The 11,583-nt window shown below is 68.7% G+C and carries 14 protein-coding genes; 5 read left to right on the forward strand and 9 right to left on the reverse strand.

Annotated elements, in window-relative coordinates; genetic code table 11:
• Positions 1 to 52 precede the first annotated feature (52 nt).
• Positions 53 to 1,258, reverse strand: a complete 1,206-nt coding sequence (gene hppD, locus ACFVJS_RS21315; protein ID WP_378884555.1) for a 4-hydroxyphenylpyruvate dioxygenase — start codon at positions 1,256 to 1,258, stop codon at positions 53 to 55.
• A 119-nt stretch (positions 1,259 to 1,377) separates the two neighbouring features.
• Here hppD and ACFVJS_RS21320 point away from each other — a divergent pair, with 119 nt between their 5' ends.
• Positions 1,378 to 1,848 carry an Lrp/AsnC family transcriptional regulator gene (locus ACFVJS_RS21320; RefSeq protein WP_165108642.1) on the forward strand — a complete coding sequence of 157 codons (471 nt, stop codon included), beginning with the start codon at positions 1,378 to 1,380 and terminating at the stop codon, positions 1,846 to 1,848.
• An 88-nt stretch (positions 1,849 to 1,936) separates the two neighbouring features.
• Entirely contained in the window at positions 1,937 to 2,671 is a 735-nt protein-coding gene (locus ACFVJS_RS21325; protein WP_378884557.1) for an aquaporin, read from the forward strand.
• Here ACFVJS_RS21325 and ACFVJS_RS21330 read toward each other — a convergent pair.
• Together ACFVJS_RS21330 and ACFVJS_RS21335 are read right to left on the reverse strand one after the other, a co-directional pair.
• Positions 2,636 to 3,721 (reverse strand): sensor histidine kinase, encoded by a 1,086-nt coding sequence (locus tag ACFVJS_RS21330; protein WP_378884560.1) that lies wholly within the window; start codon positions 3,719 to 3,721, stop codon positions 2,636 to 2,638. The genes ACFVJS_RS21325 and ACFVJS_RS21330 overlap by 36 nt on opposite strands.
• Before the next feature lie 10 nt (positions 3,722 to 3,731).
• Entirely contained in the window at positions 3,732 to 4,397 is a 666-nt protein-coding gene (locus tag ACFVJS_RS21335; RefSeq protein WP_378884563.1) for a response regulator transcription factor, read from the reverse strand.
• An 86-nt stretch (positions 4,398 to 4,483) separates the two neighbouring features.
• On the opposite strand from ACFVJS_RS21335, the gene ACFVJS_RS21340 reads away from it, so the two are divergent.
• Together ACFVJS_RS21340 and ACFVJS_RS21345 are read left to right on the forward strand one after the other, a co-directional pair.
• Complete coding sequence (locus tag ACFVJS_RS21340; protein ID WP_378884566.1) at positions 4,484 to 5,629, forward strand: lipid II:glycine glycyltransferase FemX; 1,146 nt, start codon at positions 4,484 to 4,486, stop codon at positions 5,627 to 5,629.
• A gap of 37 nt (positions 5,630 to 5,666) precedes the next feature.
• Complete coding sequence (locus ACFVJS_RS21345) at positions 5,667 to 6,248, forward strand: VanZ family protein (protein WP_378884568.1); 582 nt, start codon at positions 5,667 to 5,669, stop codon at positions 6,246 to 6,248.
• Between the two features lie 36 nt (positions 6,249 to 6,284).
• Here ACFVJS_RS21345 and ACFVJS_RS21350 read toward each other — a convergent pair whose 3' ends face one another.
• The gene (locus ACFVJS_RS21350; RefSeq protein WP_378884571.1) at positions 6,285 to 7,424 is read right to left on the reverse strand and encodes a hypothetical protein; all 1,140 of its coding nucleotides are present in this window, start codon (positions 7,422 to 7,424) and stop codon (positions 6,285 to 6,287) included.
• A gap of 167 nt (positions 7,425 to 7,591) precedes the next feature.
• Between ACFVJS_RS21350 and ACFVJS_RS21355 the strand changes: the two genes are divergently transcribed.
• Positions 7,592 to 7,807 (forward strand): hypothetical protein, encoded by a 216-nt coding sequence (locus ACFVJS_RS21355; protein WP_378884574.1) that lies wholly within the window; start codon positions 7,592 to 7,594, stop codon positions 7,805 to 7,807.
• A 26-nt stretch (positions 7,808 to 7,833) separates the two neighbouring features.
• Here the strand turns inward: ACFVJS_RS21355 and ACFVJS_RS21360 are convergent, their stop codons facing one another.
• The 5 genes from ACFVJS_RS21360 to murF form a co-directional block, all read right to left on the reverse strand.
• A complete protein-coding gene (locus tag ACFVJS_RS21360) occupies positions 7,834 to 8,595 on the reverse strand; it encodes a hypothetical protein (protein WP_378884576.1) in 762 nt (253 codons plus the stop codon).
• Positions 8,552 to 9,712 carry a hypothetical protein gene (locus tag ACFVJS_RS21365; RefSeq protein ID WP_378884578.1) on the reverse strand — a complete coding sequence of 387 codons (1,161 nt, stop codon included), beginning with the start codon at positions 9,710 to 9,712 and terminating at the stop codon, positions 8,552 to 8,554. The genes ACFVJS_RS21360 and ACFVJS_RS21365 overlap by 44 nt, the downstream gene beginning before the upstream one ends.
• A gap of 2 nt (positions 9,713 to 9,714) precedes the next feature.
• Positions 9,715 to 10,032 (reverse strand): hypothetical protein, encoded by a 318-nt coding sequence (locus ACFVJS_RS21370; protein ID WP_378884581.1) that lies wholly within the window; start codon positions 10,030 to 10,032, stop codon positions 9,715 to 9,717.
• Entirely contained in the window at positions 10,029 to 10,283 is a 255-nt protein-coding gene (locus ACFVJS_RS21375) for an SAV_915 family protein (RefSeq protein ID WP_378884584.1), read from the reverse strand. The genes ACFVJS_RS21370 and ACFVJS_RS21375 overlap by 4 nt, the downstream gene beginning before the upstream one ends.
• A 156-nt stretch (positions 10,284 to 10,439) precedes the next feature.
• Positions 10,440 to 11,583: UDP-N-acetylmuramoyl-tripeptide--D-alanyl-D-alanine ligase (gene murF, locus ACFVJS_RS21380; RefSeq protein ID WP_378884587.1), on the reverse strand; the 1,144-nt coding region annotated here is incomplete at its 5' end.

Consider the following 11,583-nt stretch of genomic DNA (forward strand, 5'->3'; position numbering starts at 1 on the left):
GACACCAGTCGAGTCGGCCCGTCATTAATTGACGAAAAGAATGGAGGTGGGATCAGAAGTTGCCGCGGCGCTCCTGCTCGCGCTCGATGGCCTCGAAGAGGGCCTTGAAGTTGCCCTTGCCGAAGCCGAGGGAGCCGTGGCGCTCGATCAGCTCGAAGAAGACGGTGGGCCGGTCGCCGATCGGCTTGGTGAAGATCTGCAGCAGGTAGCCGTCCTCGTCGCGGTCGACGAGGATGCCGCGCTTCTGCAGCTCCTCGATCGGCACGCGCACCTCACCGATCCGGGCACGCAGCTCGGGGTCCTCGTAGTAGGAGTCGGGGGTGTTGAGGAACTCGATCCCGGCGTCGCGCAGCGCGTCGACGGTTGCCAGGATGTCGCCGGTGGCCAGCGCGAGGTGCTGGGCGCCGGGGCCCTGGTAGAACTCCAGGTATTCGTCGATCTGCGACTTCTTCTTGGCGATCGCCGGCTCGTTGAGCGGGAACTTCACCCGGTGGTTGCCGTTGGCGACGACCTTCGACATCAGCGCGGAGTAGTCGGTGGCGATGTCATCGCCGATGAACTCGGCCATGTTGGTGAAGCCCATGACGCGGCCGTAGAAGTCGACCCACTCGTCCATCTTGCCGAGCTCGACGTTGCCGACGACGTGGTCGAGCGCCTGGAAGAGGCGCTTGGGCGCGCCCTCGGGCTTCTTGAACGTCGAGGTGCGAGCGACATAGCCAGGCAGGTAGGGGCCGTCATAAGCCTTGCGGTCGACGAGCGTGTGGCGGGTCTCGCCGTAGGTGGCGATGGCGGCGATGCGTACGGTGCCGTGCTCGTCGGTCACGTCGTGCGGCTCCTCGAGCACCGTCGCACCGGCCGAGCGGGCGTGCTCGATGCAGCGGTCGACGTCGGGCACCTCGAGGGCGATGTCGATGACACCGTCGCCGTGGCGGGCGTGGTGGGCGATGATCTCGCTGTCGGGTGCGACTCCGCCCTTGATCACGAACCGCACTCCCCCGCTGCGCAGCACGTAGGAGTGGTGGTCTCGGTTGCCGGTCTCGGGGCCCGAGTAGGCGACCAGCTCCATACCGAAGGCGCTCTGGAAGAAGTGGGCGGTCTGGGTGGCGTTGCCGACGGCCCATACGACCGCGTCCCAGCCGGTGACCGGGAACGGGTCAGAGCTGTCGTCGTAGGCCACCAGGCCGACGAGCTGCTCCAGCTCGGCCAGCCCGAGTCCGGCGAGCTTCTCTTGGTTGGTGAGGGTGTCTGCAAGCGTCATGCGGGCAAGTCAAGTGGGCCGAGGCACACCAAACAAGTTGATCACTGAACACTGGTCAATCTGTCTGATCAGGCCAGCCGCGACCTCCGATCACTAGGCAATCTGACTACCATCTAGCCATGAACCTCGATGACCTCGACGTCACCCTGCTGGAGACCCTGCACGCCCACCCTCGCGTCGGCGACCTCGAGCTCTCCCGGGTCGCCGGCGTCGCCCGCGCCACCGTGCAGAGCCGGCTGCGCAAGATGGCCGAGGCCGGGGTGATCCGCGACTGGGCCCCGACCATCGACCCGGCCGCGGCCGGCCACGCGGTGCAGGCCTTCGTGACGCTGGAGATCTCCCAGGGAGCACTGGAGGACGTACGCCGCGACCTCGCCGAGATCCCCGAGGTGCTGGAGGCGTACGTCACCACCGGCTCCTTCGACGTCTTCTGCAAGGTCGCCACCGGGTCGCACGCGAAGCTCCAGGAGGTGCTCGTCCGCATCGACCAGTCCCACGCGGTCGTCCGCTCGACCAGCGTGGTCGCCCTCTCCACACTGATCGAGCCGCGTACGCTCGACCTGCTGCGCACCGGAGCCAGAAGCCGCTGAGGAACGCCCCCGGGCACCCGGGGTCCATCGACATCCGTCAATATAGGCACATGTCGAATCCCAAGGCACTCCTTCTGGGTGGGGCCGCATGAGGAGCCTGGCCAGGCGGCTGCTCGCCGAGTTCACGGGCACCGCGCTGCTGGTCGCCGTCGTGGTCGGCTCGGGCATCGCCGCCGAGCAGCTCTCCCCCGGTGACGTCGGTCTCCAGCTCCTGGAGAACTCGATGGCGACGGTCTTCGGCCTGGCGACCTTGATCCTCCTCTTCGGCCCGGTCTCCGGCGCCCACTTCAACCCGGTGGTCTCGCTGGCCGACTGGTTCCTCGGCCGCCGGACCGGCACCGGGTTGACCCTCCGCGAGACCGGGGCGTACGCAGCGGCCCAGAGCGCTGGTGGGATCGCCGGGGCCTTCCTGGCCAACCTGATGTTCGACGTCGAGACGACCCTGTCGGCCAAGGACCGGGCCACCGGCCCCCACCTGCTGGCCGAGGTCGTGGCCACCGCGGGCCTGGTCGCGCTCATCTTCGCCCTGGTCCGCACCGGGCGCGCCGCCCTCGCCGCCCCGGCGGTCGGCGCCTACATCGGCGCCGCCTACTGGTTCACCAGCTCCACCAGCTTCGCCAACCCGGCGGTCACCCTCGGCCGGATCTTCTCCGACACCTTCGCCGGGATCGCCCCGGGCAGTGCCCCGGCCTTCGTCGTGGCCCAGGTGGCCGGGGCCGCCGTCGGCGTACTCCTGGTGCTCGTCCTCTATCCCGAAAGCCCCGACGAAGAGGCACCGACGGGCAGCTCAGAGGTCCCGCGGCAGCTCGACCGAGACGCGTAGGCCGCCGCCGGGGCGGGCGAGGACGGCCAGGTTGCCGTCGTGGGCTCGGGTGATGCTCTTGACGATCGCCAGGCCCAGCCCGACGCCGGCGTGGTCGCCGTGGATGCGCTGGGTGCCTCGCTGGAACGGCTCGGTGAGGGTGGCCACGAGGTCCCGGGAGAGCTTCTCACCGGTGTTGGCGACGGTGAGGACGACGCTCCTCTCGCCGGTGGCGATCGTGACCGAGACCGTCCCGCCCTCGGGCAGGTTGTGCACGATCGCGTTGTGGATCAGGTTGGTCGCGACCTGCAGCAGCAGCGCGGGCGAGCCGCTGACCGAGGCCTGGTCACCCGAGGTCTCGATCCGCACCCCGCGCTGCTCGGCGAGCGGCAGCAGCGTCTCGACCGCCTCCTCGGCGACCAGCGACAGGTCGACCTGCTCCCGGACGAACGAGCGCCGGTCGGCACGGCTGAGCACGAGCAACGCCTCGGTGAGATCGATCGCCCGGGAGTTGATCAGCCGCAACCGCCCGAGGAGCTCGTCGACGTCGCGGTTCGGGTCCTTGCTGGCGACGTCGAGCAGGGTCTGTGTGATGGCGAGGGGCGTACGCAGCTCGTGCGACGCGTTGGCCGCGAACCGCTGCTGCTCCGCGACCTGTGACTCGAGCTTGGCGAGCATGTCGTCGAAGCCGTCGGCGAGCTCACGGAACTCGTCGCCGGGACCCTCCAGGTCGATCCGGTGCGAGAGCGACCCCGTCGCCGCCGTGCGGGTGGCCTCGGTGATCTTCGTCAGCGGCGCGAGCATCCGGCCGGCGAGGATCCAGCCTCCCACCAGCCCGAACACGATCAGGAACCCCATCATCGTCGCCGCCCGCGGGGCGAAGGCCCGCTCGAGGTCGGAGCGGTTGGGGACGAAGGGCGCGCTCGGCCGCCCCGGCTGGTCGGGCCATTCCAGCCACACCCCGTCGGGGACGTAGCGGAGCAGGAAGACCCACACCACCGAGAGCATCAGCACGCCGGTGAGCACGATGACGCCGGCGTAGCTCAGCGTGAGCTTGAGCCGGACGCTCATGCCCGGGCGTCTAGGAGCCGACATCGATGCGATATCCGACGCCGGGCACCGTCGCGATGATCGCTGGCTCGCCGAGCCGCTTGCGAAGGGCGGAGACGGTGATGCGTACGGCGTTGGTGAACGGGTCGGCGTTCTCGTCCCAGGCCCGCTCCAGCAGCTCCTCGGCGCTGACCACGCCGCCCTCGGCGGAGGCGAGGATCTCGAGCACCGCGAACTGCTTGCGGGTCAGCGCGACGTAGCGGCCGTCGCGGTAGACCTCGCGCCGGAACGGGTCGACCCGCAGTCCGGCGATCTCGCGCACGGGCGGCCGGTTGTGGGCGCGCCGCCGGTCGAGGGCCCGCAACCGCAGCACCAGCTCGCGCAGCTCGAACGGCTTGGTCAGGTAGTCGTCGGCGCCGAGCTCGAACCCGGATGCCTTGTCGTCGAGCCGGTCGGCCGCGGTGAGCATCAGGATCGGCATCCCGGTGCCGGAGGCGACGATGCGCTTGGCGACCTCGTCCCCGGAGGGACCGGGGATGTCACGGTCGAGCACCGCGATGTCGTAGGCGTTGACGCTCAACAGCTCCAGGGCGGTGTCACCGTCACCGGCGATGTCGGCCGCGATCGCCTCCAGCCGCAGCCCGTCCCGGATCGCTCCCGCCATCAACGGCTCGTCCTCGACCACCAGCACCCGCATGCTCTGCATCCTAGGTCGCTGACATATCGCCGACGTATCCGAAATGCCATACGCCCTGACGACATCGCGACGGGTTGACTGGCACGGTGACCTTCACCGTCAGACCGATCAGCCCCGCCGAGCACCTCGACCACATCCGGTCACGGCGGTCGGTCAGCTTCCTGCAGACCCCGGCCTGGGCCGACGTGAAGACGGAGTGGCGCAGCGAGTCGCTGGGCTGGTTCGCCGGTTCTCGCCTCGTCGGGAGCGGCCTGGTGCTGCACCGCCCCGTGCCGCGGCTGGGCCACACGCTCGCCTACCTGCCGTGGGGGCCGGACATCGACTGGGCCGGCGGGCTCACCGTCTGGTTTCCGCCGATGGTCTCCTACCTGCGGTCCCAGGGCGCGTTCGCGATCCGGGTCGCTCCCCCGGTGCCGACCGACACCTGGAGCGCTTCACAGGTGAAGGAGGGCATCGCCGACCCCGAGGTCGTGCGGCTCACCGACCTCCCCGGGCGGTCCGACCCGGTGGGCGCCGAGGTGACCCGGTATCTCCGCGACTCCGGCTGGATCCCGCAGAACCCCGAGGACGGGTTCGGGGCGGGGCAGCCGCAGTTCACGTACGAGATCCGGCTGCGGCACCCGGACGGGACCGCCCGTTCCGAGGACGAGGTGCTACGGGGCATGAACCAGCTGTGGCGGCGCAACATCAAGAAGGCCGCCAAGGCCGGCGTCGAGGTCACCACCTCCGCCGGCGGCGAGGACCTGAAGGCGTTCCACGACCTGTACGTGCACACCGCCGAGCGCGACCGCTTCACGCCGCGGCCCCTGTCCTACTTCGAGAAGATGTTCGCCGCGCTGTCCGCCGAGGACTCCCCCGAAGATGGAGAACAGCGGATCGCGCTCTATCTCGCCCGTCACGACGGCGACCTGGTGGCCGCGACGATCTATGTCCGCGTCGGCGGCCACGCCTGGTACGTCTACGGCGCCTCGTCGAGCCAGAAGCGGGACGTACGCGGCTCCAACGCGTGTCAGTGGGCGATGATCCGCGACTCGCTGGCCGCCGGCTGCGACGTCTACGACCTGCGGGGCATCACCCCGACCCTGTCCGCCGACGACCCGCACGTCGGGCTGATCCAGTTCAAGGTCGGCACCGGCGGGCAGGCGGTGAGGTACGTCGGCGAGTGGGACCTGCCGCTCCGGCCGATCCTCTACCGCGCCTTCGACCTCTACATGAGGCGGCGGAGCCGGTGACGGACGAGTCGATCAGGAAGATCAGGGAGGACCTCGGATGATCGTGAACGAATCGGGCGCGCTGACGGAGACGGGCGTCGTCGTGCTGACGGTGCTGGCGCTTCCGGTGGCCGTGCTCGTGGTGCCTGTGCTGGCCGTGTTGCGCCGGGTCTTCGGCGTCGCCTGGCGGCGGGCCTGGCGCCACTCGGTGGCGGAGGTCGCCATCGTCTACGGCACCGTGCCGGGTGTGGCGCTGACGCTCTTGCCCGGCAACAACGGCATCCTGTCGGGCAACGTGAGCCTGGTGCCCTTCGAGGACATGTCGACCATGGGACCCGTCGGGCTGATCGGCAACCTGCTGATCTTCGCCGCGCTGGGCTTCTTCGGGCCCATCCGCTTCCCGGCCCTCCGCTCGGTGTGGCGGGTCCTGCTGCTCGCCGGCGCGGCCTCGGTGTCGATCGAGGTCCTGCAGCACCTGCTGCCCCTCGGCCGGGTCTCCTCGGTCGACGACGTCATCCTCAACGCCGGCGGCGCCACCGCCGCCGCGATCCTGTCGTGGCCGTGGTGGCGACGTCGTCGCGTCACACCTGCGCCGAACATGGTGGCCAGCAACAGCAACCGCCTGGTGCGGTCGGGGTGACCGCACCAGGCCGTGTTGCCGCGCCTGGATGATGCGTTAGGCGTCCGACTGGCTGCGGATCTGTCGCTTCTGCTCGTCGTCGAAACGCTTCTGCGCAAGAAGTCGTTCGTACTCCTCGTCGCTGTAGTCCGAGGAGTAGTCGGCCATCAGATCGACGTCCAGGTCGCCCTTCTGCTTGTCCTTGCCCCGGCCGCGGCCACCGGCACCAACGCCCGCACGCCCGCCCGCGCCCGCGCTGCGCATCTGGCCACGGCTGCCCGCACCAGCGGCACCACGGCCCCCGGCACCCCGCATGCCGGCGCCCGCCGATCGTGCACCCTGGCCCGCGGCTCCAGCTCCGACCCTCGACGCAGCGGCGGCCGTACGTCCCGCGGTCGCCTTCGCCGGGCTTCCGGCAGCGCTGGCCTTGCCGGCGGCAGCTGCCGAGCCCGCACCGAACTTCGCCTTCAGCGCCGCGGCGGCAGCGACGCCGAGCCCGGCATTGCCGAGCCCGATCCCGAGTGCTGTCGCTCCGCCGATACCGCCGGCGAGCGGCGCCAGACCCTCAGCCGTCTCGATACTGGCGTAGCTCGTCGCCGGCGACGGAGAGCCATCCGAGTTGACCCACATGCCCGCGTCGTTGTCCCACTCCGGGATGTTCTCGGCATGGGCCTGCTTGATGATCTCCTGCTGCTCGGCCCGGATGTCATAGCCGTTGCCATCGGCGTAGAGCGTGCCGGGGCTCACCGAGTCGTACTTCGCCTGCGCAGCGTTCACCACGCTGCGTGAGCCCGGCCTGGAGTAGCCGCCGGACGAACCGCCGGCACTGCTTCCGTTCGTCCCGGAGGACGTGGAGGACACTTCGGTGATCGCCCGAACCTTGGGCTCGGCTTCCCGATTGCCGTCATCGACCTGCTGGCACTGGAAGGCGGCCTCCCGCTCGGCCTCTGCGATCGCCCGCTCCTCCGCCGCATGCTGCGCCTTCGCCTCGCTCAACGCACTCTCGCGACTCGCCTTCTCTGCCCCGGTGACACCCTCGGTCGAGTACTTGGGGTCGGACGCGCTCGGCGCCGGCCCGTGGGACGTCGGCAGGTTGGCCTCGTGGAAGTCGTACTTCTGCTTGGCCTGGTCGTAGCGCTGCGCGACCACCGACATTGCCTTGCATGCCTCCTCGATGGTTTCTGCCTTCTTGGTCATCTGAGCGGCCGCATCGTTATAGGCACTTGCGGCGCTCTGGGCCGTCTCAACGAGAAGGCGGAGTCTCTGTCGGCGGTGGAATCTTCTCGTCCAGACTCACCATCGACTCCGACAGCGCCATCGACGACGCCGGCAATACGGCAGCCGACTTCCACAAGAGTGCGGGCATGAAGGTCCAACGGCTTCCGGACGTGACACTCGGCGGCGTGCGGTTCTACCACGTTCGTGGTGAGAGCTCCGCCGAGTGGCTGGATGACTACGGGACAGTGAAGGACGGGAAGCTCATCACCGTCCTATGGACCTTCCACCGCGGAATGGTCGACCGCCAGCAGACGGACGAGCTGATCAACCAAGTGATGGCGACCTTCGAGCGAACCTCCTGAGGTCGGTGTCTCGCGTATGACAGCCCCTAGGTTGTAGGAGACTTGGTGGGCCGTCGCTCGGGGTGACGGAGCAGATCGTCGACGTACTCCGCGAGCGGAACCGGACCGCTGGCCATAAGGCCCAGCGGCACCTGGATCTCGGTGTCTGGTCCCGAAATGAGCAACAGGACCTTCGGTTCAGACGTGATCTCGACCTTGTTCAGTGCGTCCCACCGTGCCGACCAGGCGCGGCGATAGCCGTGGTACGTCACCAGGTCATGTTTCAGGACCAGGCGATTGAGCCTGTACTTGCCCAACATCACCATCACGAGCACCGGCAGGCACGCCAACGCGACGAGGAACGAGACGCCGAACATGGTCGTCGAGCCTTCGTCGACCCCATCGCGGAAGACCGCCACACCAAGCGCGACCGGATAGAAGATGATGCCGACCAGCGCTATCAGCAGCGCGAGCGCGAAAAATCGTGACCCTCGCAACACGACCTCACCCGGGCTCTCGTCGATCACGAGGACGTCCGAGCGGCGGCGTGCCATGCTCAGCACCAGGGCAGCGGTCGGAAACAGGACGACAGCGGCCATCAGCGCGGTGGCGATCCGAGCGGGGGTCGAACCCGAGATCCAGAGGACCCAGAGGCCGAGTCCGAGGCCAGCGCTCGCCAGCGCGATGAGTGCGTAAACGCGAATCACCGACTTCGACAGGACAGGCGGCGCGACGAACCGTCCGTTCGGGTTACCTCGCGCTGCGTCAATCCCAGAATGTGATGGCATCGCCCACAGCCTCCAGACCATCATCGATCTTCTCGCGGGTCTCATCTGACACCCAGTTCTCGTAAGCGTATTCGGCCCCAAGACCAACAACGACACCCACCGCAGCCGCTCCAGCCGCGACAGCGATGACTGGTGCGCCGACGCCGATCAGCGCGGCACCACCGACGACTGCGGCGGCTCCAAGAGCACCGCCAGCTACACCGGCAGCTTCGCCGACGACTACCTTCGACGGGGACTCCCCATTTGCGATCTCGCCGGCGGCAAACCCGATAGAGGCAACGGTTCCGATGACGGGAAGTCGACGAGCAAAGCGCTCGGCACCCTCGCCTAGAGCATCCAAGCCTCGCGCCGCAGCGCGGTTGCCTCGTACGTCGGTGGCGTCGCCTGCGGCTCGCCGACCGGGGTGTCCCGAGCGTCGATTCCTGACGGCCTCGTCAGCTTCTCTGCGCAAGCGGGCAGCCTCGGCGCGGGTGTGGTTGGCGTACTTCGTCAGCCGGCGCTCGTTGGTGTCGAAGTACATCCCGGTCATTGCCGGCGGAAGCTTCTTGATGGCGGCGATCACCACATCCAACGGCGATGGGCCGTCGACCGTGCTCCAGAACTTCTTGAGGTTCGAGTCGACCCAGTCCTGAAGGTCCTTGTTGTCTTCCTCGACCTCCTTGGCGATCTCGTTGTAGAGCTCGATCCTCTTGTTCTGCGCCTCGAACTTGGCGTTCTTCTGGTCCCAGGCAGCAGACTCCTCGGGAGTCGAACCAGCGGGCAGATCACCGGGGGACTGTGCGGGTGCCGGCTCGGTGATGACCTCGCCTGCCAGGATCAGGCCTCCACCGGTTGCACGCGTACGCCGATCCGCCATCCGGTTCTGAATGGCCTCGAGCTTGTAGGCGTACGCGTCGAACTTCTGGCCCGCTTCCTTCAGGTGCCCTTCTTGGTGGTCGGCTGCCTTGACGAGTTCACGGCTCAGCCCGGCGTACGCCTCGCCTGACTGGCCCTCCCAGCCGTCGCGCGCTTTGGAACGCGCCCGGTTGCTGCCCTCCCCGGCATCCGCGACTGCGGACCTGAGAGTCTTCCCCAGAAAGTCAGCGGCGGACCGGACCTGGGCGGGCTTGCCGGGAATGTGAGTGTCGATGCCCGCCATCGCTATCGGTTCCTCGGGTGTTCGCCGCCGGCGTTGAGGCTGGACTCGAGGCGCCGGAGCGGGCCAGCGGCCTCTTCGTCGGTCTGGTCCAGGTCCTTGACGACGCTGCTGACCATGTTCCCCACCGACTCGTTCGCGATCGACAGCTGATCGGCGTGCTCGGTCAGCTGCGCCAGGATGTCACTGATCAGAGCCGACGCGATTCCTGCATCGACCGATCCAGGCAAGTTGGATGCAGTCTTCTCGATGCCCGAGGCCGCCTCCTTGTGGAGGGTCGCGATCTGCTCGCCGTCACCTGGGTCGATCCGTACCTTGCTCACGCGGCATCCCGCCGGAGCTCGTCGGGCAGAGGCTGGTCGATGACGATGACGTCATACGGGCTGACCCTGTTGAGCTCGTCGAGCTGGTCGGTCTTGTAGAGGACCCAGGGCTGCTCAGATCCACAGCAGTCAGCCAGACGATCCAGCGCGGTGTACGCGAGGAGCGCGACGCGCCCGTCGAGCAGGCGTCGCATCTCGATCTCGGCGGGTTCGCCGTTGGCTCCGCCGCCGGGGGATGCGGGCAGATACATGACCGGCGGGATCACCTGGTGTGTCTGGCCTGGGGTTTGCAACGAACGGTCCTCCCGAGATTGTGGGTGCTCTGCTACTCCTACCGCGCTGGCTGCAATCTAAACGGCCGCGAACAGATCTTTACTTTGATGGGTCGGTTGCCGCCAGCGAAGCGGTCAGATCAGTGACGCGGCAACCTGGTCGAGGCGGGCTCCGCGTGAGGCCTTGACCAGCACGACGTCGCCGGGAGCGAGGTGGCCTTGGAGCCACTCGATCGCGGCGGCGTTGTCGGACAGGGCGAGTGCCTTGCCGCCGGCACGCTCCGTGCCGCCCGCGATGACGGCGGCGGTTTCGCCGACGGTGATGACGAGGTCGGCGCGGGTGGCGGCGTACGTCCCTATCTCGTGGTGGGCCGACCGGCTCTCCTCGCCGAGCTCGAGCATCTCGCCGAGCACGGCGATGCGACGTCTGGCGTCGATGGAGGCCAGGGCGTCCAGGCCGGCGCGGGTGGACTCGGGGTTGGCGTTGTAGGAGTCGTCGATCAGGGTCGCGCCGCCGGGCAGGGCGCGCAGCTCCATGCGCCACTTCGAGATCGAGGCGGTGTTCAGGGCGGTCGCGGCCTGGTCGAGCGGGACACCGGCGACCAGCCCGGCCGCGACCGCCGCCGCGGCGTTGAGCGTCCAGTGGGCGCCGACGAACGGGAGCCTGACCACGGTGGTCTCGCCCTGATGCCCGAGCGTGAAGGTGGGCCGACCGAGCCGGTCGAGCGAGAGCTCGCGTACGCGGACCCCTGCCCGTTCTCCGGCGCCGAAGGCCAGCACCGGACCGTCGGTGAGATCGCCCATCGCGAGCACGCGCGGGTCGTCGGCGTGGAGCACGGCCGTACCGCCCTCCGCCATCCCCCGCACCAGCTCGCTCTTGGCCACCGCGATCGCCTCGCGCGACCCGAACTCGCCCAGGTGAGCCCGGCCGACGTTGGTGACCACGGCGACGTCGGGAGCGACCAGTCCGGTCAGCTCGGCGATGTCACCGATGTGGCGGGCGCCCATCTCCAGGACCAGGAACCTCGTGGTCGCGTCGGCGCGCAGCATGGTGAGAGGTACGCCGAGCTCGTTGTTGAACGAGCCGGATGTCGCGACCGTCGGCGCCGCGGTCGCGAGCACCGCCTCGATCATGTCCTTGGTGCTGGTCTTGCCCTGGGAGCCGGTGACGGCGACCACGGTCAGCTCGTCGCGCAGCAGCGCGACGACATGGGCGGCCAGACGCTGCAACGCGGCCCGGGCGTCGTCGACGACGACGGTCGGCAGCGCCGTCGGCCGG

The sequence above is a fragment of the Nocardioides sp. NPDC057772 genome (assembly GCF_042798075.1).
In the GTDB taxonomy this organism is placed as follows: Bacteria; Actinomycetota; Actinomycetes; order Propionibacteriales; family Nocardioidaceae; genus Nocardioides.